General features: G+C 71.2%; 27 protein-coding genes. 7 read left to right on the top strand and 20 right to left on the bottom strand.

Going from position 1 to position 25,610, the window contains the following annotated elements; all coding sequences use genetic code 11:
* The first annotated feature begins 105 nt into the window (after nucleotides 1-105).
* From ubiH to comJ, 3 genes are all read left to right on the top strand, one after another.
* On the top strand, nucleotides 106-1,320 hold the full coding sequence (gene ubiH, locus AC1PLR_RS17195) for a 2-octaprenyl-6-methoxyphenyl hydroxylase (RefSeq protein WP_481101766.1): 1,215 nt from the start codon (nucleotides 106-108) through the stop codon (nucleotides 1,318-1,320).
* On the top strand, nucleotides 1,317-2,495 hold the full coding sequence (locus AC1PLR_RS17190) for a UbiH/UbiF family hydroxylase (protein ID WP_481101765.1): 1,179 nt from the start codon (nucleotides 1,317-1,319) through the stop codon (nucleotides 2,493-2,495). The genes ubiH and AC1PLR_RS17190 overlap by 4 nt, the downstream gene beginning before the upstream one ends.
* A gap of 222 nt (nucleotides 2,496-2,717) precedes the next feature.
* Nucleotides 2,718-3,191: a competence protein ComJ gene (gene comJ, locus AC1PLR_RS17185; protein WP_481101764.1), complete on the top strand. Its 474-nt coding sequence runs from the start codon at nucleotides 2,718-2,720 to the stop codon at nucleotides 3,189-3,191.
* A gap of 251 nt (nucleotides 3,192-3,442) precedes the next feature.
* Here the strand turns inward: comJ and AC1PLR_RS17180 are convergent, their stop codons facing one another.
* From AC1PLR_RS17180 to AC1PLR_RS17165, 4 genes are all read right to left on the bottom strand, one after another.
* On the bottom strand, nucleotides 3,443-3,763 hold the full coding sequence (locus AC1PLR_RS17180) for a hypothetical protein (protein ID WP_481101763.1): 321 nt from the start codon (nucleotides 3,761-3,763) through the stop codon (nucleotides 3,443-3,445).
* Between the two features lie 339 nt (nucleotides 3,764-4,102).
* Nucleotides 4,103-4,504: an EF-hand domain-containing protein gene (locus AC1PLR_RS17175; protein ID WP_420007832.1), complete on the bottom strand. Its 402-nt coding sequence runs from the start codon at nucleotides 4,502-4,504 to the stop codon at nucleotides 4,103-4,105.
* 38 nt (nucleotides 4,505-4,542) lie between these two features.
* The gene (locus AC1PLR_RS17170) at nucleotides 4,543-5,265 is read right to left on the bottom strand and encodes a hypothetical protein (RefSeq protein WP_010340013.1); all 723 of its coding nucleotides are present in this window, start codon (nucleotides 5,263-5,265) and stop codon (nucleotides 4,543-4,545) included.
* 81 nt (nucleotides 5,266-5,346) lie between these two features.
* The gene (locus tag AC1PLR_RS17165) at nucleotides 5,347-6,246 is read right to left on the bottom strand and encodes an SMP-30/gluconolactonase/LRE family protein (RefSeq protein WP_481101762.1); all 900 of its coding nucleotides are present in this window, start codon (nucleotides 6,244-6,246) and stop codon (nucleotides 5,347-5,349) included.
* Between the two features lie 125 nt (nucleotides 6,247-6,371).
* Between AC1PLR_RS17165 and AC1PLR_RS17160 the strand changes: the two genes are divergently transcribed.
* Nucleotides 6,372-7,487, top strand: a complete 1,116-nt coding sequence (locus AC1PLR_RS17160; RefSeq protein ID WP_481101761.1) for a Gfo/Idh/MocA family protein — start codon at nucleotides 6,372-6,374, stop codon at nucleotides 7,485-7,487.
* A 121-nt stretch (nucleotides 7,488-7,608) separates the two neighbouring features.
* Here AC1PLR_RS17160 and rlmM read toward each other — a convergent pair whose 3' ends face one another.
* The 7 genes from rlmM to AC1PLR_RS17125 all read right to left on the bottom strand — a co-directional run bounded on the left by rlmM (nucleotide 7,609) and on the right by AC1PLR_RS17125 (nucleotide 13,967).
* Complete coding sequence (rlmM, locus tag AC1PLR_RS17155) at nucleotides 7,609-8,673, bottom strand: 23S rRNA (cytidine(2498)-2'-O)-methyltransferase RlmM (RefSeq protein WP_481101760.1); 1,065 nt, start codon at nucleotides 8,671-8,673, stop codon at nucleotides 7,609-7,611.
* Between the two features lie 22 nt (nucleotides 8,674-8,695).
* Nucleotides 8,696-9,256 carry a nucleoside deaminase gene (locus AC1PLR_RS17150; RefSeq protein ID WP_481101759.1) on the bottom strand — a complete coding sequence of 187 codons (561 nt, stop codon included), beginning with the start codon at nucleotides 9,254-9,256 and terminating at the stop codon, nucleotides 8,696-8,698.
* A complete protein-coding gene (locus AC1PLR_RS17145) occupies nucleotides 9,256-9,669 on the bottom strand; it encodes a hypothetical protein (protein WP_481101758.1) in 414 nt (137 codons plus the stop codon). The genes AC1PLR_RS17150 and AC1PLR_RS17145 overlap by 1 nt, the downstream gene beginning before the upstream one ends.
* A gap of 59 nt (nucleotides 9,670-9,728) precedes the next feature.
* On the bottom strand, nucleotides 9,729-10,112 hold the full coding sequence (locus AC1PLR_RS17140; RefSeq protein ID WP_481101757.1) for an STN domain-containing protein: 384 nt from the start codon (nucleotides 10,110-10,112) through the stop codon (nucleotides 9,729-9,731).
* 46 nt (nucleotides 10,113-10,158) lie between these two features.
* Entirely contained in the window at nucleotides 10,159-11,118 is a 960-nt protein-coding gene (locus AC1PLR_RS17135; protein ID WP_481101756.1) for a DMT family transporter, read from the bottom strand.
* Nucleotides 11,119-11,157: 39 nt separating this feature from the next.
* Nucleotides 11,158-11,934: an AraC family transcriptional regulator gene (locus tag AC1PLR_RS17130; RefSeq protein WP_481101755.1), complete on the bottom strand. Its 777-nt coding sequence runs from the start codon at nucleotides 11,932-11,934 to the stop codon at nucleotides 11,158-11,160.
* 278 nt (nucleotides 11,935-12,212) lie between these two features.
* Entirely contained in the window at nucleotides 12,213-13,967 is a 1,755-nt protein-coding gene (locus tag AC1PLR_RS17125) for a glutamine--tRNA ligase/YqeY domain fusion protein (protein ID WP_481101754.1), read from the bottom strand.
* A 209-nt stretch (nucleotides 13,968-14,176) separates the two neighbouring features.
* On the opposite strand from AC1PLR_RS17125, the gene AC1PLR_RS17120 reads away from it, so the two are divergent.
* Complete coding sequence (locus AC1PLR_RS17120) at nucleotides 14,177-14,404, top strand: putative signal transducing protein (protein WP_017912582.1); 228 nt, start codon at nucleotides 14,177-14,179, stop codon at nucleotides 14,402-14,404.
* Nucleotides 14,405-14,479: 75 nt separating this feature from the next.
* Here the strand turns inward: AC1PLR_RS17120 and AC1PLR_RS17115 are convergent, their stop codons facing one another.
* Genes AC1PLR_RS17115 through AC1PLR_RS17105 form a run of 3 tightly spaced genes read right to left on the bottom strand, consistent with a single transcriptional unit; the run spans nucleotide 14,480 to nucleotide 17,558 of the window.
* Nucleotides 14,480-14,953: a response regulator gene (locus AC1PLR_RS17115; RefSeq protein WP_209247109.1), complete on the bottom strand. Its 474-nt coding sequence runs from the start codon at nucleotides 14,951-14,953 to the stop codon at nucleotides 14,480-14,482.
* Nucleotides 14,950-16,860, bottom strand: a complete 1,911-nt coding sequence (locus AC1PLR_RS17110; protein WP_481101753.1) for an ATP-binding protein — start codon at nucleotides 16,858-16,860, stop codon at nucleotides 14,950-14,952. Before AC1PLR_RS17110 ends, AC1PLR_RS17115 begins: the two co-directional genes overlap by 4 nt.
* Nucleotides 16,857-17,558: a helix-turn-helix transcriptional regulator gene (locus AC1PLR_RS17105; RefSeq protein ID WP_481098941.1), complete on the bottom strand. Its 702-nt coding sequence runs from the start codon at nucleotides 17,556-17,558 to the stop codon at nucleotides 16,857-16,859. The genes AC1PLR_RS17110 and AC1PLR_RS17105 overlap by 4 nt, the downstream gene beginning before the upstream one ends.
* Nucleotides 17,559-17,685: 127 nt before the next feature.
* Here AC1PLR_RS17105 and AC1PLR_RS17100 point away from each other — a divergent pair, with 127 nt between their 5' ends.
* Nucleotides 17,686-18,207: an SgcJ/EcaC family oxidoreductase gene (locus AC1PLR_RS17100; RefSeq protein WP_481098940.1), complete on the top strand. Its 522-nt coding sequence runs from the start codon at nucleotides 17,686-17,688 to the stop codon at nucleotides 18,205-18,207.
* 100 nt (nucleotides 18,208-18,307) lie between these two features.
* Nucleotides 18,308-18,958: a peptide-methionine (S)-S-oxide reductase MsrA gene (gene msrA / locus AC1PLR_RS17095; RefSeq protein ID WP_481101752.1), complete on the top strand. Its 651-nt coding sequence runs from the start codon at nucleotides 18,308-18,310 to the stop codon at nucleotides 18,956-18,958.
* Nucleotides 18,959-19,044: 86 nt separating this feature from the next.
* On the opposite strand, the gene AC1PLR_RS17090 is transcribed toward msrA, so the two are convergent.
* The 6 genes from AC1PLR_RS17090 to ahpF form a co-directional block, all read right to left on the bottom strand.
* The gene (locus AC1PLR_RS17090; RefSeq protein WP_481101751.1) at nucleotides 19,045-20,274 is read right to left on the bottom strand and encodes a hypothetical protein; all 1,230 of its coding nucleotides are present in this window, start codon (nucleotides 20,272-20,274) and stop codon (nucleotides 19,045-19,047) included.
* Nucleotides 20,275-20,464: 190 nt separating this feature from the next.
* Entirely contained in the window at nucleotides 20,465-21,034 is a 570-nt protein-coding gene (locus AC1PLR_RS17085; protein ID WP_371183363.1) for a type 1 glutamine amidotransferase family protein, read from the bottom strand.
* A gap of 285 nt (nucleotides 21,035-21,319) precedes the next feature.
* Entirely contained in the window at nucleotides 21,320-22,288 is a 969-nt protein-coding gene (gene tal, locus AC1PLR_RS17080; RefSeq protein WP_481101750.1) for a transaldolase, read from the bottom strand.
* 46 nt (nucleotides 22,289-22,334) lie between these two features.
* Entirely contained in the window at nucleotides 22,335-22,766 is a 432-nt protein-coding gene (gene rnk, locus AC1PLR_RS17075) for a nucleoside diphosphate kinase regulator (protein ID WP_481101749.1), read from the bottom strand.
* Between the two features lie 113 nt (nucleotides 22,767-22,879).
* Nucleotides 22,880-23,833: a LysR substrate-binding domain-containing protein gene (locus AC1PLR_RS17070; RefSeq protein ID WP_420007816.1), complete on the bottom strand. Its 954-nt coding sequence runs from the start codon at nucleotides 23,831-23,833 to the stop codon at nucleotides 22,880-22,882.
* A 151-nt stretch (nucleotides 23,834-23,984) separates the two neighbouring features.
* Nucleotides 23,985-25,577, bottom strand: a complete 1,593-nt coding sequence (gene ahpF, locus AC1PLR_RS17065; RefSeq protein WP_481101748.1) for an alkyl hydroperoxide reductase subunit F — start codon at nucleotides 25,575-25,577, stop codon at nucleotides 23,985-23,987.
* Nucleotides 25,578-25,610 lie beyond the last annotated feature (33 nt).

The following is a 25,610-nucleotide window of genomic DNA, read 5'->3' as shown; positions in this document are numbered from 1 at the left end:
CTGGAAGCGCGGCGCGCGCGAGCGCCGCGCGCCGCTCCCGCCACGGTGCGCAAGCTGGGCGGTGGCGCTCACCGGCCAGACGGGTGCCGGTCGTATCATGGCCGGATGAGCAAACGACATGACGTAGTGATCGTCGGCGGCGGCCTGGTCGGCGCCAGCCTGGCCATCGCCCTGGACCGGCTGGGTGTGGACGTGGGGCTGGTCGAGGCCGCGCCGCCGGGCGCGTTGCCGCCGGTATTCGACCAGCGCAACCTCAGCTTCGCCGCCGCCACGGTCAACGCGCTGAGCGCGCTCGGGGTGATGCAGCGGCTGCGCGCGCCGACCGGCCCGATCCGCCGCATCCACGTCAGCCGCGCCGGCGATTTCGGCCGGGTGCGGCTGGAGGCGGCCGACTACGGGCGCGAGGCCTTCGGTCAGGTGGTGGTCGCGCGCGACTTCGGCGAGGCGCTGGAGGCCAGCCTGGCGGCGACCACGCGGCTGACCCGCTATCGCCCGGCGCAGTTCGTGGCGCTGGAGGCCGGCACCGAGGAGGGCGAGCGCCGCCTGCGCATCGCCCGCGACGGCAGCGAGCAGGTCCTGCACACGCGGCTGCTGGTCGGTGCCGACGGCAGCGCCAGCGCGGTGCGCGAAGCGCTGGGCATCGCCGCGGCGCGCCATGATTTCCAGCAGACCCTGTTCGTGGCGCGGGTGCGCGGCAGCCGCCAGCCCGACGGCACCGCCTACGAGCGCTTCCGCGACGACGGCCCGACCGCCTTGTTGCCGCGCGGCGACCGCCATTACGGCGCGATCCACGCGGTCGCCGCCGAGGACGCCGATGCGGTGGCGGCGCTGGACGAAGGCGCCTGGCTGCAGCGGCTGCAGGACGCGCTGGGCTGGCGCGTCGGCCGCCTGCTCGGCAGTGGCGAGCGCAGCGCCTATCCGATCGTGCAGGTGCTGGCCGAGCGGCTGACCGACGCGCGCGCGGTGCTGCTGGGCAATGCCGCGCAGACCTTGCACCCGCTGGGCGCGCAGGGCTTCAACCTGGGCTTGCGCGATGCGCTGACCCTGGCAGAACTGATAGAGCGCGACGGCACCGACCCGGGCGCGCCGGCGCTGCTGCAGCAGTACGCGCAGCGCCGCGAGCAGGATCGCCAGCGCACGGTGGCGTTCTCCGGCGGGCTGGCGCGGCTGACCGCCAACCCGGCCACGCTGCTGCGCCCGCTGCGCAGCCTGGGCCTGCTGGCGGCGGCGCAGGCCGCGCCGTTGCAGTCGTTCCTGGTCGGTGGCGCGATGGGCTTCCGCGGCGATGTGCCGCAGCTGTGCCGGGAGACGCGCGCATGAGCCGGCGCGGTGTGCTGGATGTGGTGGTGGTGGGCGGCGGCGTGGTCGGTGCCGCATGCGCGCTGGCCCTGGCCGGCGAAGGCCTGGCGGTGGCGCTGGTCGAGGGCCGCGAACCGCCACGCTGGTCGGCGGACACGCCGGACCTGCGGGTCTACGCCTTCGCCCCGGACAACGCGGCGCTGCTGCAGGGCCTGGGCGTGTGGCCGCAGGTCGTCGCCAGCCGCGCCAGCGCGTACCGGCGCATGCGCGTGTGGGATGCCGGCGGCGGTGGCGAACTGGCCTTCGACGCCGACACCCTGGGCCGCGACCAACTCGGCTGGATCGTCGAACACAGCCTGCTGGTCGAACAACTGTGGGCGGCGCTGCCGGCCGCCGGCGTGCAGGTGCACTGCCCGGCGCGAGTGGAGGCGCTGGAGCCCTCGACCGAACGCGCGCGCCTGCGCCTGGACGACGGCAGTCGCCTGGATGCGCGCCTGGCGATCGCCGCCGACGGTGCCGATTCCACCCTGCGCGGGCTGGCCGGGCTGGACGCGCCGGCGCACGACTACGGCCAGCGCGGCGTGGTCGCCTTCGTACAGACCGAACAACCGCACCAGGACACCGCCTGGCAGCGGTTCCTGCCGGGCGGGCCTCTGGCGTTCCTGCCGTTCGCCGACGGCCGCAGCTCGATCGTGTGGACCTTGCCCGAGGCCGAGGCGGCGCGGGTGCTGGCGCTGGACGATGCGGCCTTCGGCGCCGAACTGACCCAGGCCTTCGGCGCCCGCCTGGGCGCGGTGCGCGCGCTGTCGCCGCGGCTGGCGTTCCCGCTGCGCCGGCAACTGGTGGAGGCCTACCAGCGCGGCCGCCTGCTGGTGCTGGGCGATGCCGCGCACGTGGTGCATCCGCTGGCCGGGCAGGGCGTCAACCTGGGCCTGCGCGACGTCGCCGCGCTGGCGACGCTGGTGCGGCAGGCGCAGGCGCAGCGGGTCGATTGGGCGGCGCCGCAGCGGCTGGCGCGTTGGGCGCGTGGTCGCCGCAGCGACAACACCGTGGCCGCCTACGGCTTCGATGCGATCAACCGGCTGTTCTCCAACGACGAGCTGCACCTGACCCTGCTGCGCGGCCCGCTGCTGGGCCTGGCCGGCAAGCTGCCCTTGTTGATGCACGGTTTCTGGAAGCGCGCTTCCGGCGTGTGACCGCACGCTCCGGCCGGACGCGGCGGCCGCAGATTCGACCACCCGCGCCGAGCGGCGCCCGTACCCTCATCCGCCCCTTCGGGGCACCTTCTCCCGGAGGGAGAAGGAAGAGCCAGCGTCGGCTGGTTTGCTTGAGCCCCTCTCCCCTCGGGAGAGGGGTTGGGGTGAGGGTAGGGCGCGAAGCGCAGCACGCAGGCCGCGTTCCTGCCATGGAGCACGATGATGCAAGACGCGACCCGGACGCAGGCCGTGGATCTGCTGATTTCCCACAGCCAGGTGCAGTTGCGCGCGCGTGGCTTCGACGAGGCCGCCTGCCGCTGGGGGCCGCGCAATCTGGAGCAGGGCGCGATCCTGCATCGCGACTACGTGGTGTTCGATCCGTTGCCCGAGGACGCGTTCGGCGCGCAGGTGCACCTGGTGCTGGCCGCGGCGTTCGCGCCCGATCCGCGTGCGCAGCGGCGCATGCAGGTGCCGTTCCGGGTGGGTCCGGATACGAGGGTGCAGGTGGCGTCCGCCGCCGAGGCCTTCGATGTGACGCTGGTTCTGCAGCCTGGCGACTACGCGCTGTACTACGAAGTCTGCGAAGGCGACGGCGAGGTGTATTACCGGCTCACCCTGGTGCCGGCGACGCAGCCGGTGGCGGCGCGTTATCTGCTGAATGATCCCTGGGGCGGAACGCAGGATGCGCCGCTTTAGGAAGGAATGCTGTAACGCTCAGCGGCGCGGTGGGCGAGGCGAGATGGAGGGCGTGTTGGATGACGCGCGCGGCGTGGCGATCGATGCGGCGGCGGCAACTGCACTGAAGCGAGCGCATGACGCTCCGGCCGGCGCGTGACGGGTGTCTGCGGTATTGCTGCTTCGGAAAACAATCGCGCCGCATGCGGCGGGGAGGCCGCAGGCGGCGCGTGTGGTGGGAAGGACGCGAATCGGTCGACGCGCAAGTCGCGTCACGTCGACATCCAGCCTTCCAGGTCGGCCTTGCTCAGGCGGCCGTGGTGATGCACGTCGACGGCATCGAATTCGGCGTACAGCGTCGGGTCGGCCTTGGCTTCGGCGCGGCTGATGTAGCCGTCATGGTTGCGGTCGAGCTTGGCGAAATCGATGTGGTAGTCGCCGACGATCGAGTTCGGTTCGACCGAGGTGACATTGATGATCTGGCCGTTCTGGTGCAGGGTCACTTCGTCCGGCGCCGACTGCGCCATGGCCAGCGCCGGCGCGGCAAGCAGCGCGAACGCCAACGGGACGAGACGAGGAACGATGCGGTTCATGGCACGACTCCTGTTGCTGGGAAGGAGTCAAGAACATAGGCCTGGCCGAATTAATCGACGCTAAAAAAATCGGCCGTTCGCATCTGCGTGCCGGCGCTGTTTAGCAAGTGTTTCCAATGCGCGCTGCAACGCGGATCACGCCGCCACGGCGTCCGCCATGGCGGGCTGGACGCACCTCGGCGCGGCGACAGCGCACTTCGCATGATCTGCCTCCGCCACACGCAAGCCGGATGCAGCTTGCCTGCAGGAGCGGCTTCAGCCGCGACGGGGCGTTACCGGTAAACCCGTCGCGGCTGAAGCCGCTCCTGCAGAACGCGTCCTGGCGTGATGCGAGACGCCCTACAGCCAGCCGGCCAGCTGCGCGCGGCTGAGGCGGCCGCTGTGGGTGGTGTCGAGCGCGTCGAACTCGTCGGCCAGCGACGGATTGGCCTGCGCTTCGCTGCGGCTGATGTAGCCGTCGTGGTCGGTGTCCAGCGCCTCGAAGTCGATGCGGTAGCTGCCGGCGACGCGGTCCGGCTGGATGCTGCGCACGGTCACCTGCGCTTCGCCCGGCGTCGCCGGCAGCTGCACCTGGTGGGTGACCACGCCGTTGCTGAGCGGCTGCGCGCGCACGTTGACCGGCGCATCGCGCAGCGGTTCGGTGGTGGCGCTGGAGGCACTGTTGAGATTCTGCGCCGCGGCCGGCGCGGCGCAGGCGCACAGGCAGCAGAGCAGGACGAGGCAACGGCAGGAACTGGACACGACGAAACTCCGGTATGGCGATGGATGGCGGCCCCGGCTCAGCCGGGGATGAACGGAAACGCGAGCTTCAACAAACCCTTCAGCCCGCCCTCGGCGGTGCTGGCGACGGCCTTGGCGCCGAGGCTGTTGAGCGCGCGACGCACGTCCTCCCAGCGTAGCTTGCTCACGTCCTTCTTCAACAGGTCGGCGACCTCTTCGGCGGTGGGCGCCAGCTTCTGCAGTTCCTGTGTCACCTTCTCCGGCTCCGGCTGCAGATAGCCCCAGCGCTCGGCGATCTTCAGCAGCGTGTCGAAGCGCACCGCCATCACGTCGCGGTTGCGCTCGTACACGGGCATGGCGCCGACGTCGACGATGGCCTGTTCGAAGCGCTGCTGGTCGTCGGGGTGTTCGATGCGGATCGCCAGGAAGCCGTCCTTCTTGCTGCGCTCGCTGACGTGCTTGGCCCCGGCGCGCAGGTTGTCCTCGGTGAGCACGGTGGCGACGATGCGCTGCAGCGCCGCCTCGTTGTCCTCGGGCACCAGCGCGCGCCAGCGCGCATAGCCGTCGCGGCGCAGGCCCTTGACCTTGGCCGGGGTCACCCGCAGGCGCATCGCCACCGCGTTGTTGGAATCGCTGCGCGAGATCGCGCCGTCGCGTTCCAGCAACACGAAGATCAGCAGTTCCAGGTCGCGCTTGGTCAGCGACTGGAAGCCTTGCAACAGGGTCAGGCGCAGGAATTCGTCGGCGAAGCCGGCCGGGTTGTTCAGTTCGATCGGCTGCATGTGCGCGGCCCTCCAGTCAGTGCAGCCAGGATGCCAGGCAGCCATTGCGCGGGCTGAGACACCGCTGCGATACGCATCCCATCAACGTCCGTGCTCGCGCCCGGGGCGCTCGCTGCGGAAGGTTTCGATCGCGCCGCGGTCCTGCAGGGTCACGTCGACATCGCGGCCGTCGGCGCCGCCGAAGGCCAGGTTGGTAGGCTTGCGGCCCTTGGTCGCGACCTCGTGCAGCAGCGTGCCGTCGGGCGCCAGCACGATCACCTTGCCGGCGTCGTAGCGGGCCACGTACAGGTTGCCGTCGACGTCGCAGCGCATGCCGTCCAGGCCGGCGTCGGCGAAGCTGGCGAACAGCCGCTTGTTCGACACGCTGCCGTCGGCGGCGCGGTCGTAGACCCAGATTCGCCGCTGCACGCTCTCGTTGACGTACAGGCGCTTGCCGTCGGGGCTGACCTCGATGCCGTTGGTGGTGCCCATGCCGGTTTCGATCAGGTGCGCGCTGCGGTCGCGGTCGATGCGCCACAGCTGGCCGCCGTCGTGCTTCCAGTCCGGGTCGCTGGCGTACAGGGTGCCGTCGGGCGCCATCGCGATGTCGTTGGGCTGGAACGCGCCCGGCAGCGTGGCGTAGACCTCGATGCGCTTGCTGCGCAGGGCGATGCGCAGGATGCGGTGCTGGCCGTAGTCGGCCACGTACATGCGCCCGCGGCGGTCGAAGCGGATGCCGTTGCCGATGCTGCCCTCAGGAAGATCGACGAACAGAGTGGCCCGCCCGCGGCCGTCGGCATCGCGCTGGACCCGGCCGATGCTGCCGTCGTGGGCGAAGTTGACCACGTACAGCGCACCATCGGGACCCGTCGCAGGGCCTTCGATCTTGTCGGTGAACACGCCATCGCCGACCAGGTCGCGGGCCTGGAACAGGGGGTCCTGCGCCCCGGCCGGGGCAGCCAGCAGCAGGGCGAGGGCGGCAAGCAGTGGGCGGCAGCGCATCGGGTGTCCGGACGGCGGGGGAGGCGGCAGTGTGCCAGAGGCCCCGGCGCATCGCGCGATAGCGCTCACAGTGCCGATGCCGCACGAGCGGTTAGGGTGGAGCATCCTTCCGGTCGGAGTTGCGCATGGATCCGTCCTCGCCGAATCGCCGCCGCCTGTTGCTGGCCGGCCTCTCCGCCACCGCCGCCGGCATGCTCGGAGCGTCCACGTGGGCGGCCACGCCGGCGCGTCGCCGCAAGCCGCTGGGCGTGGCCCTGGTCGGGCTCGGCGAGTACGCCAGCAGCCGCCTGGCTCCGGGGCTCACCCTGACCAGGCACTGCCGCCTGGCCGGCATCGTCACCGGCTCGCCGCAGAAGATCCCGCAGTGGCAGGCGCGCTACCGCATCCCGGATCGCAACGTCTACAGCTACGACGAGTTGGAGCGCATCGCCGACAACCCGGACATCGACGTGGTCTACGTGGTCACGCCCACCCATCTGCATGCGCCGCTGAGCATCCGCGCCGCCGCCGCCGGCAAGCACGTTTGGTGCGAGAAGCCGATGGCGCTGCACGCCGCGCAGGCGCAGGCGATGATCGAGGCCTGCGCGCGCAACAAGGTGCGGTTGAGCATCGGTTACCGCATGCAGCACGAGCCCAACACCCGGCGCCTCATCGCCCTGGCCGGCGAACGCCCGTTCGGGGCGATGCGCAGCGTGCGCGCCGAGGCGGGCTATGCCGGCTATGGCGACACCGACCCGGCGCAGCGGCCGTGGCGGCTGCGCGCGCAGTATGGCGGCGGCGCGATGTACGACATGGGCGTGTATCCGCTCAATGCGGCGCGCTACACGACCGGCGCCGAGCCGCTGGCGGTCAGCGCACGGCGATCCACCGATCGGCCGGCGCTGTTCGACGAGGTCGACGAGCACATGCACTTCACCCTGGAGTTCCCGCACGAGGTGACCGCCAGCTGCGCGGCCAGCTTCGGCCGCACCATGAACCTGCTGCGCGCCGAGTGCGCGAATGGCTGGTACGAACTGGCGCCGTTCCAGGCCTACGACGGCGTGCGCGGCCGGGCCAGCGATGGCCGCCTGTTCGACGCGCGGGTGCACCACCAGCAGGCGCTGCAGATGGACGAGGACGCGCTGGCGATCCTGCAGGGTACGCCGCTGCGGGTGCCTGGCGAGGAAGGCTTGCGCGACATGCGCATCGTCGATGCCATCCAGCGCTCGGCGCGGGAAGACGGGGCGCGGATCGTGTTGTAGCGGTGGGCGGAGCCAATGCGCTCTTCGTAGGAGCGGCTTTAGCCGCGATAGGCGTTCCCGGGACAGCCCGTCGCGGCTGAAGCCGCTCCTACGAAAAAACGGGATGGAGGCTTGCCGCCGCTCAGCGCGGCATCGCCAGCACCGTGATCTCTTCGCGGTCGTGGTACAGCTGCTTGGCACGCAACTGCAGCGGACGCTCGGCGCGCTCGGCGAACAGGTCCAGGCACAGCCGGGTCTCATCCCAGCGCTTCTTCATCGGCAGCTTGAGGTTGAAGATCGCGTGCCGGCACCAGCCTTCGCGGAACCAGGTGGCCATGCGCTCGGCGACGCGGCGCGGTTGCTCGACCATGTCGCAGACCATCCAGTCCAGCGGCTGCGGCGGTTTCCAGTGGAAGCCGTCGGCGCGCAGGTGGTCGACCAGGCCGCTGTCGAGCACATGCTGGCGCAGCGGGCCGTTGTCCACGCTGGTCACGTGCAGGTGCTGGCGGGTCAGCACCCAGGTCCAGCCGCCGGGGGCGGCGCCGAGGTCGGCCGCGCGCATGCCCGGACGCAGCAGCGTCTCGCGCTCGTGCGGGGTCAGCAGCGCCAGCAGCGCTTCCTCCAGCTTCAGCGCCGAACGCGAGGGCGCCTCCGGCAGCAGCTTGAGGCGCGGGATGCCCAGCGGCCACGGCGCGCTGTCCTCGCTGTCGGCCACCGCCAGCAGGGCGTGGGTGCCGGTCACGAAGCACACGTGCAGGCGCGGCAGCCGCGGCTGCGGCTTGTCGCTGAGCAGGCTGGCCTTGCGCAGCGCCGGGCGCAGCGCGTTGCCGAAGCTGCGTGCCAGGCCCGACAGCGGCTTGCCGGCGTCCGAGTCCGGATGTTCGACCCACAGGTCGCCGAAGCGCGGCTGTCCGGCCAGCGCCTGCAGGATCGGCGCGATGCGGTCGCTGGCCGGCAACTCGCGCAGGTCGGCCAGCAACTGCAGCTTCTGCCGGGCGAAGATCAGCCCGCGCCAGGGCAACGCCTGCGCCGGCACCGCGGTGTCGCTGAGCAGCAGCGCATAGCCGCTGTTGCGCTCGGTGCGGGCGTAGGCGGCCAGCCCGGCCTCCCCGGCGCGGGCGTTGAGCTCGGCCGCCAGTTCGGGTTCGAAGCCGGGCCGGCAGTAGCACAGCAGGCCATGGACCAGCGGGCCGTTCTCGGAGGACATGGGCAAGCCTTCGCCGGCGGCGTCAGTAGCGGGGGCTGTCGAGTTCGCCGTAGCGGCGCAGCACCGCGCAGGCGGCGTCGCGGTGCAGGCCGCGCACCACCTCGATGCCGCGGCGCTGCAGTTCGCCCACCCAGTCCGCCGGCAGCGGGCCTTCGTCGAACGGGGTGAGCGCCATCACGTCCTCGGCGCTGGCGCCGATCAGCAGGCGGTCGATGCCGGCCCAGATGGTGGCGCCGTAGCACTGGCAGCACGGCTGCGAGGAGGTGGCCAGGGTCACCGGCGACAGCACCGCGTTCAGCCGCGGCGTCTGCAGGCGCTGCTGGGCCAGCATGTAGGCCATGTTCTCGGCATGCGCCAGCGACGTGGTCTGCGGTACCACGCGATTCACGCCGACGGCGACGATGCGGTGGTCCGGGCCGAACACCGCCGCGCCGAATGGGCCGCCGCTGCCGGCGTCCACGTTCAGCCGCGACAGTTCCACCGCCAGCGCGACCTTGTCGGTGTCACTGGCGTAGACGGCCTGCGGATCGACCGCGTCGTGGATCCAGGCGGGCAGGGTGAGGTGGACTTGCGCGTAGAGCATCAGCGGACGGGTTCGGCAGGCTGGGGGGCGCGCAGTGTATCGGCTTGCGCGGGGCGCGCGCTGCATTGCCCAGACACGCAGGAGCAGCCGGCGATGGCGCGCGAGCCGCACACGCTCATGCGCCCGCTGGCCTGGCACTGCGCCATCACGCCCTGCGGATCGGTGGGGCTGTCGCGGTTGACGCAGGCCGGCATCGCGCCGCAGCAGTTGCCGACGTTCTTGACGGTGCAGTCGGCATCGGTGCGGCAACTGCTGTCGACCTTGATCGGCAAGCCCGGTGCGGATGCCGCTTGCGCCGGCGCCGGCGCCGGCACCGCCGGCTTGGCGGTTTCGCTGCGCGCGCAGGCGCTGGACAGCAGCATGCCGGCGAGCAGGCACAGGAAACACAGCAACGACGCGAAATGGCGGGACATGGCGACCTTCCGTGCGGTGGAGTGCGGCCATGGTAGCAACCCCCCGCGCCGCCGCCGGGTCAGCGGCGCACGACCGTCAACGTGTCCGCGTTCTCCTGCGCGATCCGCAACGCCGTGCCGTCCAGCGCCTGGTGCAGCGCCTGGCGGATGCTGACCTGTCCCTTCACCGCGTTGACCGGCAAGGACGCGAGGCCTGGATCGCGGTACACGACCATGCAGCCGGTGGCGTGGGCCAGTTGCTGCGACACCTCATCGAAGCGCCCGGCCGGCAGGTCGTAGGCATGGTCGGGGACGGCGTCGCACTTGCCGGTTGCCGCCGATGCGCTGGCGGTGACGGCCGAGTCCGGTGTCGCGGGGGACGGTGCGGTGGAAGCGTTGCTGCAGCCGGTGAGTGCGAAGACCAGCGCGAGGACGGGGCAGCAACGGCGCAGGACGGTGTGCATGGCGCGATTCCCGTGGGAGGACCTGCGCAAGTCTAGGCAGCGCCGCTTAACCGGGCTTGGCTTCGCGCACGGCGGGTTGCGGCCGCGCATGCACCAGGGTGCACCACAGCACGCCGCCGAGCAGGCAGGCGATCGCCAGCAGTTCCAGCGCGGTCGGCCAGCGCTGCTCCCACAGGAAGCCGTACAGCAGCGCGAACACGGTCTCGAACACGATCATCTGCCCGACCAGGGTCAGCGGCAGCAGCCGGCTGGCGTGGTTCCAGCAGGCGTTGCCGATGACAGAGGCGAACAGCGCCAGCACCAGCGCCATGCCCCAGAAGCGCATCCACTCGGCGCCGGCGTGTGGCGTGCCGGCCAGCGCGAACGCCGGCAGCGCCAGGCCCAGGGCCAGCGCGCCGGTGACCACGCCGGTCAGCAGCGACCAGTCGCGGCCGGACAGGTCCGGGCGCCGCCGCAGCCAGCGCGCGTTCTTGATCGAGTAGGCGGTCCAGCACGCCAGCGCACCGACCGCACAGGCCAGTCCCGCCGCACGCAGGCCGAGGCTGGCCGGAATGTGCGGCCGCGCGACGGCCAGGGTCTGCACCGCGACCAGCGCCACCCCGAGCACGCACAGCGCGCAGGGCGCGGCGAGCCGGCGCAGGCGGACTGCGCCGGCCGCGCGCGAACCGATCACGGTGACCGCCGCCGGCAGCAGGCCGATGATCAGCGCGGTGGCGGCGCCGCCGGCCCACTGCACCGCGCTGCCCAGCAGCACGTAGTAGACGATGTTGCCGAGCAGGCTCAGGCGCAGCAGCGCCCACCATTCGGCCGCGCCCAGCGGCGCGGTGGCGGCGCGCCAGCGCGGCAGCAGCAGCGCGGCGGCGATGGCGCCATAGGCCAGGTAGCGCGAGATGGCCAATTGCAGCGGCGAAAAGGCGCTCAGCAGTTGCGGCGCCAGGAACACCAGGCCCCACAGCGCGCCCGCGACCATGCCGCTGCCGACCCCTGCCCATAGACGTTCGCGCATGCGGTTCGTTTCCGTATCGGCCGTGTCAGCCGTGACGGCTCAGCATGCCGGCGCCGGCAGCGGCCGGCTTGTCCCAGACTCCTGTCCAGGCGCCGGGCGATGACGGCGGCGGTAGGCGGCCGGGGTCTGGCCGGTGCTGCGCTTGAGCGCGCGGGTCAGCGCGCTCTGGTCGGCATAGCCGCTGTCCTGGGCCAGGTCGGCGATCGGCCGGTTGCCATGCGCCAGCTGTCGGCGCACCCAGTCCAGCCGCCGTGCCGTCACCCAGTCCTGCGGCGTGCGTCCGAACGCCGCGCGGAACAGCGCGTGCAGGCGACTCGGACTCAGGTGCGCCACCTGCGCCATGCGCCGCACCGGCCAGTCTTGGCCGGGCGCGGCCTCGATGCGTCGGCACAGCGCCTGCAGCCGCTGCCAGCCGCGCGGCGCAGTGCCCGCCTGCAGCCAGGCCAGCACGGCGGCGCCGGCATCGGCATGGGCGATCGCGAGGTGTGGATGCGGTGCCTGGGCGGCGAGCAGATCCTGCAGGGGAGGGGGCAGGTCGAGGAATGGCTGGCGCCGCAGGCGCTCCAGCGCAGCGTCGCCGAAGGCACCGGCGGCGCAATCGACGACCAGGAAGCGGTTGGCGTCCAGCGCGCACTGCGCATGCCGGGTCTGCGGCGCGACCACCGCGGCGCGGAAGCGATCCAGATAGCCGCCGCGGCCGTCCACTTCCAGTTCCATCGCGCCATGCAACGGCAGCACCAACTGCACGTGGTCGTGCTGATGGGCGGCGCCGTCGCGGCCGTAGCTGCGCAGGCTCAGGGATGGGGCGGGTGACATGCCCGTTACGCTAGCGCGCGGATGGTGGTGGGGGAAGGGCGGGGATTGGGGATTCGCAACAGCCCGATGGTGCGCTGTCGTCGTCGGAGCGGCTTCAGCCGCGACCCTGGGCTCCTGGTAAGGCCCGTCGCGGCTGAAGCCGCTCCTACGGACGCTTCGAGCGTTTCATCGCGGTGTACCAGCGATGCTGCGGTGCGGAGACCAGGCGCCGATATCGGCCGGCGCTGGCCCATGCGGGGCGCTGCGCGTGCGGCCGCGAGGACCGCACGCGCACTGCGTCAGGCGCCGCCCTGGCCGCCGCTCCAGGTGTCGCGCAGAGTCACGCTGCGGTTGAACACCGGCGCATCGGCGCGATGGTCGTAGCGGTCGGCGACGAAATAGCCGGTGCGCTCGAACTGGAACGCCTGCTCCGGCACGGCCTTGGCGGCGGCGGGTTCGACGTAGCCGCGCACGCTGCGCTTGGAGTCGGGATTGAGGTAATCGCGGTAGGTCTTGCCGTCGGATTCGTCGTCGGGCTTCTCCACCGAGAACAGGCGGTCGTACAGGCGGATCTCCGCTTCCACCGCGTGCGCGGCGCTGACCCAGTGGATGGTGCCCTTGACCTTGCGGTTGGCGCCTTCCATGCCCGGGCGCGATTCCGGGTCGAGCCAGCCGCGCAGTTCCACGATCTCGCCGGCGTCGTTCTTGATCACTTCGTCGACGCGGGCGATGCCGGCACCGCGTAGGCGCACTTCGCCGCCCGGCACCAGCCGCTTCCAGCCCTTGGGCGGGACTTCGGCGAAGTCCTCGCGCTCGATCCACAGTTCGCGCGAGAACGGCACCTCGCGCGTGCCGAAGCCCTCGTCCTTGGGATGATTGGAGAAGGTCAACGTCTCGCTGTGCCCTTCCGGCAGGTTGCTCAGCACCAGCCTCAGCGGCTCGATCACCGCCATGCGCCGCGCCGCGTGCGCGTCCAGGTCTTCGCGCAGGCAGCCTTCCAGCACCGAGAAGTCGATCACCGAGTTCTGCTTGCTGATGCCGACGCGGTCGACCAGCAGGCGCAGCGCGGCCGGCGTGTAGCCGCGGCGGCGCAGGCCCTGCAGGGTGTACATGCGCGGGTCGTCCCAGCCGTCCACCAGGCCCTCGGCGACGAGCTGGGTCAGCTTGCGCTTGCTCATCACCGTGTAGTTGATGTTGAGCCGCGAGAACTCGATCTGCCGCGGCTTGGCCGCCTCGCGCGGCAGGCCCTTGTCCAGCAGCGGCTGCAGCAGTTCCGGGTGGCCGGCCAGGTCGACCTTGTCCACGCACCAGTCGTACAGCGGGCGGTGGTCCTCGAACTCCAGCGTGCACAGCGAGTGGGTGATGCCTTCCACCGCATCGCCCAGCGAATGCGCGAAGTCGTACATCGGGTAGATCGGCCAGGCGTTGCCGGTGTTCTGGTGCTCGACGTGCTTGATCCGGTACAGCGCCGGGTCGCGCAGGTTGATGTTGCCGCTGCTCATGTCGATCTTGGCGCGCAGGGTGCGCGCGCCGTCCGGGAACTCGCCGGCGCGCATGCGCCGGAACAGGTCCAGGTTCTCCTCGACGCTGCGGGTGCGGTACGGCGAGTCGCGGCCCGGCTCGGTGAGGGTGCCGCGGTATTCGCGCACCTGCTCGGCGGAGAGGTCGCAGACGAAGGCGTGGCCGTCGCGGATCAGTTTCTCGGCGGCCAGGTAGTACACCTCGAAATAGTCCGAGGCGTGGCGCAGCTCGGCCCAGTCGAAGCCCAGCCAGCGCACGTCGTCCTGGATCGCGGCGACGAATTCGGGATCTTCCTTGGCCGGGTTGGTGTCGTCGAAGCGCAGGTTGCAGCGCCCGCCGAACTCGGCGGCGATGCCGAAGTCCAGGCAGATCGCCTTGGCGTGGCCGATGTGCAGGTAGCCGTTGGGCTCGGGCGGGAAGCGGGTGCGGATGGCCGTGTGCTTGCCGCTGGCCAGGTCCTCGCGGACGATCTGGCGGATGAAGTCTTTCTTCTCGGCCGGGGCGGAGGCGTCGGTGGCGGGGGTGTCGGACATGCGCGTCAGCGAATAAGTAAAGCGCAAGTTTAGCCGAGCTGGCCGGCGGCCGCCCCGGCGCGTAGGCTGCGGCTTGGCCCAGCTGCGAGATCCCGCCATGTCCTTGTTGTCCTGCTCCGTCGTCGGCGATCGGCTCCAGCCCACGCGGCCGCAGCGCGCCCGCAGCGCCCACCCCGCCGACGTTGGCGGACGCCGCTGAGGGCGCGACCATGCAGATCGCCTACCGCGCCCAGCACCTGATCGATGCGCACCTGGCCAAGCACGCGCTGGAGGACGCCGGCATCACCGCCTTCGTGTTCGGCGAGGCCCTGCTCGGTGGCGCCGGCGAGCTGCCGTTCGGCGTGGTCCAGGTCTGCGTGGCCGACGAACTGCTTGAAAAGGCCCAGGAAGTGCTGATGACGCTGGGCCTGGGCGGGCAGGTGACGCGGGCGATGTAGGTTGGGGGCGGGGATTGGGGAGTCGGGATTGGGGATTGGCAAAAGCGGGGTGCCGCCGTTGCGAATCCCTAATCCCTAATCCCCAATCCCGGCCGTCGACCAGCCCGGGGGCACGGCATCGGCCACGGCCAGCGCACGCAGGCGCTTGAACAGCACCACGGTCTCGGCCACGTTCCAGACCCGCAGGGCCACTTCGAAGGTGTCCAGCGGCTTGGTCAGGAAATCCTTGGCGCCCAGGCCGAGGGCGCGGTGGCGGGCGCTGCGGCTGGGGTCGGCGGTGAGCACGATCACCGGCAGGAAGCTGGACGGGCCGGCCAGGCGCGCCAGCTGTTCCAGGATCGCGTAGCCGTCCAGCTCCGGCATCATCAGGTCGAGCAGGATCAGGTCCGGTGCGAACGCGGCGACCAGGCCCAGCACCCGCTGCGGGTCGGTGGTCGCCACCACCTGGCGAAAGCCTTCGCGCTGCAGCAGTTCTTCCAGCAGGCGCACGTTGGCCGGTTCGTCGTCGACGATCAGGATGCGCGCGGCGAGGACATCGTTGCGGGTCATGCGAGGTGTCGGTCCAGAACGGAGAAGAAGTCGGCCACGTCCAGCGGCTTGGTCAGGTAGGCGCGCACGGGATCGCCCTGCACGCGGGCCAGCGTGGTCGCGGTGGCATCGGCGCTGACCACCACCACCGGGATCGCCGCGGTGTGCGGCTGCGCGCGCAGCGCCTGCAGCAGGTCCTCGCCGTTGCCGTCGCTCAGATGCAGGTCGAGCAGGATCAGGTCGGGCGTGGCGTGCTGCAGATGCGCGTGCGCCTGCGCCAGGCTGGCGGCCTCGTACAGGCGCCAGTGCGGTCGGCGTTCGACCAGGGTACGGATCAGCGCCTGGTTGGAGGGGTTGTCCTCCACGCTCAGCAACTGGCGCTGTCCCCCGCCCGCCGTCGTCGTCGCCACCGCCAGGTCCGGCTGCGCCGCGGCCTGCGGCCGGTCCAGCGGCAGCGCGATCATGAACTGCGATCCGTCCGGGCCGCTGTCCACGGCGATGCGCCCGCCCATCGCCTCGGTCAGGCGCTTGCTCAGCGCCAGGCCCAGGCCGGTGCCCTCGATCGCCGAGCGCTCGGCGCCGAGCCGCTCGAACGGCGTGAACAAGCGTTCCACCTGCGCCGGCGTCAGGCCGTGGCCCTGGTCGTGCACGGTCAGCGCCAGGGACTGGCCTTCGGGCACCGCGCTTACCCATACCGCGCCACCGGGGCGATTGAACTTGATCGCGTTGGACAGCAGGTTGATCAGCACCTGGCGTAGCCGCTGCGGGTCGGCGCGCACGGTCCACTCCGGCGGCAGTTGCGGTGGCCGCAGCACGATGCCGCGCGCCCGCGCCTCCGGCGCGACCAGCCCCAGCGCCTCTTCCAGCGCGGTGCGCACCGGCACCGGGCGCGGGCTCAGGTCGAGCTGATCGGCCTCGATGCGGGCGATGTCCAGCAGTTCGGTGATCAGCCCCAGCAGATGCCGGCCGGCGCCGAGGATGTGCTGCAGGTGATCGCGCTGCGCCGCGCCCGGCAGGTCCATCTCCAGCACCTGCGCGTAGCCGAGGATGGCGTTGAGCGGGGTGCGCAGTTCGTGGCTGCTGCGCGAGAGGAATTCGGTCTTGGCGCGGTTGGCGCTCTCGGCCTCGCGGCGCGCCGACTGCGCTTCCTCGGCGCGCGCGGCGAGCAGGGTGCTGGCCTGCTGCAGGCGTTGCGCGACCTGGCCCAGTTCGTCGCCGGCCGGTGGCTGTGGCGCCAGCGGCCGGCCGTCGCCGAGGCGGTCGGCATTGGCCGAGAGCTGGCGCAGGCGCCGCGACAGCGACGAGGCGAACCAGGCCACCGCGAGCACCGCGCCGAGCCCGCCCAGCATCGCCGCGCACAGGGTGATCAGCAGGTTGCGCTGGCGCAGCGCCTGCGCCTTGGCGGTACGCACCTGCAACTGCGCGGTCTCGTAGTTGCGCAGCTCGCGCAGTTCCGCGCGCAGGATGTCGAGGGTGACCTTGCCTTCGCGCAGCTGGCGGATCTCTTCCTCGCGGCTCAGGTCCGGCGCGAGCAGCCGCCGCCAGCCCTGCATCTTCTCCTCGAACAGCGGCTGGATGCGGGCGAAGCGCTGCGCCTGGCGCGGGTCGGTGATGCGCTGCGACAGGCGCTGCACCACGGTCTTCAGCCGCGGCTCGGCATCGCGGTACGGGGTCAGGAACGCGTCCTGGCGCACCAGCCGGTAGCCGCGCACGCCGGCGGCGGTCTCGGCCAGCAGCGCATGCGCCTCGTGCAGGTCGCTGAGCAACTGCAGGGTGCGGCGCACGTCGTTCTCGGCGGCGATGTTCTGCCGCTCCACGCTGTAGATCGCCACCAGCGCCGCCACCAGCAGCAACAGCGGCAGCGCCACCAGCGCCAGGCTCTTGCGGGTCAGCGGCCAGTCGTTCCAGCGGCGCGCCAGCGCCTTCACAGCGCCACCCCGGCCTGCACCGCGACCACCGCGGCCTGGGTGCGGTCGGCCACCTGCAGCTTGTGCAGGATGCGCTCGACGTGGACCTTGGCGGTGCCGGCGCTGATGCCGAGTTCGGCGCCGAGCGCGGCATTGGTGAGGCCGCGCGAGAGTAGCGCCAGCACCTGCCGCTCGCGCGCGCTGAGCACGGCCAGGCGGTCGGCCTGCGCCGGTTTGCGTCGCCGCGGCGCACGCGGCGGTTCGGCCGCCAGCGGTGCCAGCAGCGCGGCGATCGCGGACAGGGCCTGCACGTCTTCCGGCGCTGGCACGGTGCGGGCGTCCCAGCCCAGGCACAGCGTGCCCAGCGGCACGCCCAGCGCGGCGATCGGCAGGCACAGTTCGCCGGCCTCGTTGGCGGCATCGCCGCGCAGGCGCCACGCATGCGCTGGCGCCTCGACGGCGACGCTGGCGCCCGGCGGCAACGCATCGCCCTGGCTGGCCAGCACCAGGCAGCGGGCGCCCCGCACCGCCAGCACCGCGGCGTGCGGGGCCGCCACCAGGGCGCTGGCCGGCACCAGCGCGTGCGCGGCGGCCTGGGCGGCATCGCCGGACTCGCGCAGCGCCACTGCGGCGGCGGCCACCGCCTGCCAGCGTGCCGCGTCGGCAGCGTCGCGGCGTAGTGCCTCACGCCACTGGCCTGCATTGGAGGGAGGGTGCACGGGCGCGTCTCCGGTATGCCGAACGGCATATTCGAGGATATGCCGCCCAGCGGATGTTGCGCAAGCCGCGGTTGCCAATACTCGCTTCGCCCCGAGACGGCATCCCCTCAGCACACGGAGACTTCCCATGCGTCGCATCCTGTTCGCCCTGGCACTGGGCCTGACCACCACCACCACCGCGCTGGCCGCGCCGGCGATGCACTACGACGGCCAGCCGGCGACGCCGGCCAGCAGCGCCGAGCGCGAGATCGCCGGCCTGTTCGACCGCTGGAACGCGGCGCTGGCCACCGGCAATCCGCAGCGCGTGGCCGACCTGTACGCCCGCGACGGCGTGCTGCTGCCCACGGTGTCCAACCAGGTCCGCGCCAGCCGCGCCGAGATCGAGGACTACTTCAGCCACTTCCTCGCCGCCAAGCCGCGCGGCGCCATCAACTACCGCCAGGTGCGGCTGCTCGACGACGACAGCGCGGTCGACGCCGGCGTCTACACCTTCACCCTGAACAATCCCGACGGCAGCACCCGCCAGGTGCAGGCGCGCTACACCTTCGTCTACGAAAAGCGCGACGGGCGCTGGCTGATCATCAACCACCACAGCTCGGCGATGCCGGAGCCGGTCGCCGCCGCGACGGCCAGCACCGCAACGAAGTGAACGTCGCGCCCGCCGCCGCCGCGGTGGCCGGCGCACTTGAAAGCGGACTCCGGCAGCGCCATCCACAAAGACATCGACGTCGCTGCCAGGAGTCCATGCCATGTTGGGAATCGGTGCCTTCAAGCAGCGCCTGCCGCGTCCGGGCGAGAGCTTGCCGGGACGCGCGCAGCCGCTGCCGCTGCACAACCGCCACTTCGTCAACGGCCATCCGTTGCGCGACGCCTTCGCCGGCCTGGAGCAGGTGCAGTTCGGCCTGGGCTGCTTCTGGGGCGCCGAACGCAAGTTCTGGTCGCTGCCGGGCGTGTTCAGCACCGCGGTCGGCTACGCCGGCGGCGAGACGCCCAATGCCACCTATCGCGAGGTCTGCTCGGGCCAGACCGGCCACACCGAGGCGGTGCTGGTGGCGTTCGACCCGCAGACCGTGCGCTTCGAGCAGTTGCTGCAGACCTTCTGGGAAAGCCACGACCCGACCCAGGGCATGCGCCAGGGCAACGACACCGGCACCCAGTACCGCTCGGCGATCTACTGCACCACCCAGGCCCAGTACGAGGCCGCGCTGGCCAGCCGCGATGCCTACCAGCAGCGCCTGGACGCCGCCGGCTACGGTCCCATCACCACCGAGATCCGCTTCCCGGCGCCGCCGTTCTACTACGCCGAGGACGAGCACCAGCAGTATCTGGCCAAAAACCCGGGCGGCTACTGTGGCCTGGGCGGGACCGGGGTGAGTTGTTCGATCGGGCTGGAGGCCTGAGCGAGCGCATCCGCGGATGGTGTGCGCAGGCTGCTGTCGCCATCGGGGGTCACGGCGACCGCGGGTGACGTCTTGGCGCGAGCCCGTTACTTCGCGGCATGCGGATCGCGCGTGCTCGTGGCGGCCGGCCGCAGCCGCGCCGCATAACCGGACAGTTGCAGCGCCTTGCGTGGCGACAGCTCGGCCTTGAGCCGTTCGATCGCCGCGTCGCCGTCACGGCTGCGGCCGAGCGCGTAGTCGGTCCGCGCCAGTTCCAGCGTCGCGCGCTGGCGCACCGTCAGGTTGCCGAAGGGATCGAAGAAGGAATCCACGCGTGTGCGGTCCTGCACGCCGGTCCAGCCGAACCCCAGTTCGACCGGCGTGTCCTCGGCGAGCCGTGCGTAGCGCCGCCGCGCCTCGGCCGGTGCAATGCGGCCGCTCAGCAGTGCCAGGCGCGTCTGCAACAGCGCCGTTTCGGCGGCTGGCGCGTCGACCGCGTAGGCATCCAGGACGCGGCCCATCCACGCCCAATCGACGTTGCCGGTGTCGGCCTGGGTGCCGAGCAGGTTGAAGGCGAGGATCGCGGCGCGCTGCGTCGCGGTGGTGGCGCGCTCGACCGCGTCCGCCGCCGGGCGCCCCAGCGTCGGGGGCTTGACCAAAGCGATCGCCGGATCGTGCGCGAGGATCGCTTCCAGGTCCGGCTTGTGGAAATAGCCGACCACGACCAGCACGGTCTTGCCCGGGTGCGCCAGTGCTGCGGCGCGGATGCGCTGGGCTTGCAGGAAGGTGCGGTACAGGTAAAGGCGTCGCGGCAGGTCCTGGTCGGCCCGCGGCGCCGGCGTCTGCGCCCACTTCTGCACCGCGGCCACGTTCTCGGCCGCATCCGCCGCGAAGAAATCGCGCTGCAGGGCGGCCTCGTCGGGGAACGACAGGAAGCCCTGGAAACCCTGCTCGCGGCGCAGTTCCAGCGGGGTGTCCAGGTCCACGCCGAAGCCGAGCCTGGCGTCCTCCACCGGCGGCATCCAGTCGATCGGACAGAGGGCGACTGGATGCGCCGCGGCGTACGGCAGGATCACGCCCTGTACCTCGTAGGTGTACTCGTAATAGTCGCCGCGCGCCGCCTGCTCCGGCGGACGCTCCAGGCAGATCGCATCCGGCGCGAGGTGCTCCAGGAACGCGGCGAGCACGCCCGGCTGGTCGCGCTCGGAGACCAGTTGCGCGGCGTGCTCCACGCCCAGGATCGCGACCCGGGTCGGTGCCGGCGTGGCGGCCATGCCGGTGGCGCTGGCGGCAGCCAGCGTCAGCGAAAACAACCAACGCGCCACCCATCTGCGCATGCGCTCTCTCCTGTCCAGGCCGTGGAAGCACCCTGCCGGCGCGCTGGTGTGCGTGAGCGCCGTTACGTCACGTCCGCCACGGATCGACCGCGGCGCCGCGCTCAGCCGCCAATGGCGGACTGCAGGGTGTGGCGACAAGTGTAGTCATTCTGCGCCACCGCCGTCTGCATGACAGGTGGCACTGGTCGCGCTAGACGAACTCGGCCGCGAACATCTGCCGCATCTGCGCGATCTGCTCCTCGCGTTCGGGATGCAGCAAACGCAGGCATTCCTCGGCGAAGCTGACCGGGCTGGTGCCCGGTGCGGTGATCAGGCCGCCGGCGCTGACAACACGGCGTTCCTGGTAGTGCGCGCTGCCGGCATAGACGCCGGCGTGCTCCCGCAGGAAGGCTTCGGAGTTGCTGGTATGCGGGCGGCTATCGAGCAGGCCGGCGTAGGCCAGCGCCAGGGTCGCGCCGCAGATCGCCGCGACGCCGCGGCCGGCCTCCAGGCGCTGCTGCAGCAACGCGCTCAGGCCCGGAATCTCGCCGGCCTGCCAGCGGTCGCTGCCGGGCAGCAGCCACAGGTCGGCGTCCAGCGGCGCCAGGTCCGACAGCGCGTGGGTGGGGTGCAGGTCGAGTCCGCCGATCGAGGTGATGGGCTTGCCGTCGATGCTGGCGATCTGGATCGTGTCGCCGAACCAGGCCCGCGCCGCCGGCAGGATGGTGCCGATTTCCCAGTCCGCCACGCCGTCCACCATCACCACTGCGATCGTTGCCATTGCCTTGCCTCTGCACTCGGGCGCGCAGCATAGCCCGGGAAAAGTTGCGGCCGCGCCAACGCGGCGTCGAAGTGCCGCAGGTGATGTGCGCTGCTCCTAGTCTGTTTTCGGCGTTCGCGGGGACGTGCACCTTCGCGCTCGCGCAGTGCAACCGCGTGCAGACGTCATCGAATCGATCGGGAGATGGCAGAGAAACGGGACTCGCTTTTCCCAATTCCCCATTCCCGTTTCCCTATTCCCGGCACCCCAAGCGCAGCATCACCGCGCTTGGGGTGCAGGCAACACTCAGCCGACCAGCTTGTGCCGGATCGTGTCGCGCAGGGTCTGCAGGTCCTTGGCGAAGGTGTCGATACCGCCGGCCAGCTTCTCGGTGGCCATCGGATCGGCGGCCAGGTCGGCGGCGAAGCGCTTGGCGTCGATCGGCTCGATCTTGGCGCCGTCGGCCTGGCCGGGCGAGAGCTTGCGCGGCAGCGGGCCGTGGTCGGCGTCGAGCTTCTCCAGCAGGTCCGGCGAGATGGTCAGGCGGTCGCAGCCGGCCAGCGCCTCGATCTGCGCGGTGGAACGGAACGAGGCGCCCATGACCACGGTCGCCGAACCGCGGCGCTTGAACTCGTCGTACACGCCGCGCACGAATTGCACGCCCGGGTCTTCGTCGATGGTCGCCGGGGTCTGGCCCTTGGCCACGTACCAGTCGAGGATGCGGCCGACGAAGGGCGAGATCAGGAACACGCCGGCCTCGGCGCAGGCCAGGGCCTGAGTGCGGTTGAAGATCAGGGTCAGGTTGCAGTCGATGCCGTCCTTCTGCAGCTGCCGCGCCGCCTCGATGCCTTCCCAGGTCGCGGCGACCTTGATCAGGATGCGGTCCTTGGGGATGCCGCGCTCGGCATACATGGCGATGAACTTGTGTGCCTTGGCGATGGTGGCGTCGGTGTCGTGGGCCAGGTCGGCGTCCACTTCGGTGGACACGCGGCCGGGCACCAGCGCGCTGAGCTTGGCGCCGACGCCGATGGTCAGGCGGTCGGCGATCTCGTCGACCAGGGCGGCGTGGTCGCCGTCCTGGCCGCGCGCCCAGGCCAGCGCCTCGTCGATCAGGTCGGCATAGACCGGCAGGTCCAGCGCCTTCTTCACCAGGGTCGGGTTGGTGGTGCAGTCCACCGGCTTGAGCCGCTTGATCGCGTCGTAGTCGCCGGTATCGGCCACGACCACGGACAACTCGCGCAACTGGGCGAGCTTGGAGGGGGCGGAAGAGGTCATCGGTATCTCTCGGGAACGAGTGGGAACAAGGATAGGGCCGCGCACGTTAACGCGCTGCGCGCGCATTGTCGTCGTCGGCGCGCTGCACCGCGGTCACGCGCAGGCGCAGCGGGCGTCCGCCAGGCGCCTGCCAGTCGATCGACTGGCCCACGGCCAGGCCGAGCAGGGCGCTGCCGACCGGGGCCAGCACCGAGATGCGCGCATGCGCGGCATCGGCTTCGTGCGGATAGACCAGGGTCAGGTGGTGGCGTTCACCGTGCAGTTCGTCTTCGCACTCCACACGGGAATGCATGGCGACGATGCCGGGAGGAAGTTGCTCCGGCGCCACGACGGTGGCGCGGTCGAGTTCTGCGCCCAGCGCGAGCGCGGCCGGGTGTTGGTGCAAGGCAGGGGAATCGAGCAGGGCTTCCAGGCGCGCGAAATCGCGGCTGGAGACGATCAACGAGGGCGGCAGGCCGCTGTGGTGTTGCGAGGTCATGGACAGGCTCCGGTTGGATGGCACAACGCACGGGGGCGGCACCGTGCCGCCCCCTGTTGCCATTGTGCAAGCAAGCAGGCGCCGATGCGACGCTGCGGCCGGGTCTGCCCCGCTCAGGCCACCTGCCGCGGCGCCTGGTTCGGCAGTGGCGCCTGTGCCGGCAGGGTGAACAGGTCTTCGGGCAGCGCGCCGAACAGGTGCGCCAGTTGCTGCAGGAACGCGCCCATCGCCGAACTGCGCCGCCACAGCATGGCGATGCGCCGGCTCGGTCCGCCGTCGTGCGCGAACGGCAGCAGGCGCAGGTTCGGCGGATTGGCCACCGGCGGCTGCACCGCCAGCAGCGGCAGCAGGGTCACGCCGACGTTGGCGGCGACCATCTGCCGCAGCGTCTCCAGGCTGGTGGCCTGGAACTCGGCCTTCTCCAACGCGCCGGACAGGTGGCACACGTCCAGCGCCTGGTCGCGCAAGCAATGCCCATCCTCGAGCAGCAGCAGGCGTTGCGCGTGCAGTTCCTCCAGGGTCAGCGGGGTCGGCCGCCGCGCCAGCGGATGCTGCTCGGGCACCGCCAGCACGAACGGTTCCTCGAACAGGAATTCGGCGTGCAACTGCTCGTCGTGCAGCGGCAGCGCCAGCAGCGCCGCGTCCAGCCGGCCTTCGCGCAGGCGGGTCAGCAGCACATCGCTCTTCTCTTCGATCAGCAGCAGTTCCAGCTGCGGGAAGCGCTCGCGGATGCGCGGGATCACGTGCGGCAGCAGGTACGGACCCAGCGTGGGGAAGATGCCCAGGCGCACCGTGCCGGCTTCCGGATCCTGGCTGCGCCGCGCCGCCTCCTTCATCTGCTCGATCTCGGCGACGATGCCGCGCGCGCGGCTGGCGGCCTCGCGCCCGGCCGGGGTCAGCATGACCTTGCGCGGGGCGCGTTCGACCAGCGGCACGCCCAGTTCGTCCTCGAGCTTCTTGATCTGCGTGGACAGCGTCGGCTGGCTGACGAAGCAGGCCGCGGCGGCGCGCCCGAAATGCTTGTGATCGGCCAGCGCCACCAGGTATTTCAGATCACGCAGGTTCATCGACGGGGTCCTCGGGACGCAGCGGCGGGAGGTGTCGCAGGGTCACAGCATAGAGCGTCTGGCGCAGATGGCGGCGAGACAGATGGGTGCGCGCGGCGCAGGCCGCGTGCCGTGGTCCCGCGCCGGCAGTGCGGCGCGGGACCGGGGCGGATCAGGCCGCTTCGGCGACGCTGCCGCTGGCGACCGGTGCGCTGTGGCGGATCAGGTGGTCGAAGGCGCTCAGCGCGGCCTTGGAGCCTTCGCCCATGGCGATGATGATCTGCTTGTACGGCACCGTGGTCGCATCGCCGGCGGCGAACACGCCCGGCAGCGAGGTCTGGCCGCGGTCGTCGACCACGATCTCGCCGCGCGGCGACAGCGCCACCGTGCCCTGCAGCCATTCGGTGTTCGGCAGCAGCCCGATCTGCACGAAGATGCCTTCCAGCGCCACGCGATGCACATCGCCGCCGACGCGGTCCTTGTAGACCAGGCCGGTGACCTTCTGGCCGTCGCCCAGCACCTCGGTGCTCTGCGCGTTGACCAGGATGTCGACGTTGCCCAGGCTGCGCAGCTTGCGCTGCAGGACTTCGTCGGCGCGCAGCTTGCTGTCGAACTCGACCAGGGTGACGTGGCTGACGATGCCGGCCAGGTCGATCGCCGCTTCCACGCCGGAGTTGCCGCCGCCGATCACCGCCACGCGCTTGCCCTTGAACAGCGGGCCGTCGCAGTGCGGACAGTAGGCCACGCCCTTGTTGCGGTACTGGTCTTCGCCGGGCACGTTCATCTGCCGCCAGCGCGCGCCGGTGGACAGGATCACCGTGCGGCTCTTCAGCGAGGCGCCGTTGGCCAGCCTGACCTCGACCAGGCCGTCGGAACCGGCCGGCAGCAGCTGTTCGGCGCGCTGCAGGTTCATGATGTCCACGTCGTACTGGCGCACGTGCTGTTCCAGCGCCGCGGCCATCTTCGGGCCTTCGGTCTCCTGCACGGAGATGAAGTTCTCGATCGCCATGGTGTCCAGCACCTGGCCGCCGAAGCGCTCGGCCGCCACACCGGTGCGGATGCCCTTGCGCGCGGCGTAGATCGCCGCGGCCGCGCCGGCCGGGCCGCCGCCGACCACCAGCACGTCGAACGGCGCCTTGGCCGCGATCGCCGCCGCATCGCGCTTGGCCGCGCCGGTGTCGAGCCGGGCCACGATCTGCTCCAGGGTCATGCGGCCCTGGTCGAACACTTCGCCGTTGAGGTAGACGGTGGGCACCGACATGATCTGCCGCGCCTCGACCTCGTCCTGGAACAGCGCACCGTCGATCGCCACGTGCTGGATGTTCGGGTTCAGCACCGCGGCCAGGTTCAGCGCCTGCACCACATCCGGGCAGTTCTGGCAGGACAGCGAGAAATAGGTTTCGAAACGGTACTCGCCGGGCAGGTTGCGCACCTGCTCGATCAGCTCGGCGGTGGCCTTGGACGGGTGGCCGCCGACCTGCAGCAGCGCCAGCACCAGCGAGGTGAACTCGTGGCCCATCGGCAGGCCGGCGAAGCGCAGGTGGATGTCGTGGCCGGGGCTGTTCAGCGCGAACGACGGGGTGCGCTCGCCGCTGTCGCGGTGCACGTCCAGGGTGATCTTGTCCGACAGCAGCACCAGATCCTCGAGCAGGTCGAGCATCTCGCGCGACTTGGCGCCATCGTCCACCGACGCGGTGATGTGGATGGGCCGGACGACCCGCTCCAGGTAAGCCTTCAACTGGGTTTTCAGATCGGCATCCAACATGGCGGACTCCTGACGTTGGGCAAAGCGAGGAGG

The organism is Xanthomonas sp. NCPPB 3570 (genome assembly GCF_056725115.1).
Note: the sequence above shows the minus strand (reverse complement) of the source record. Positions and strands in the feature narration are given on the sequence as shown.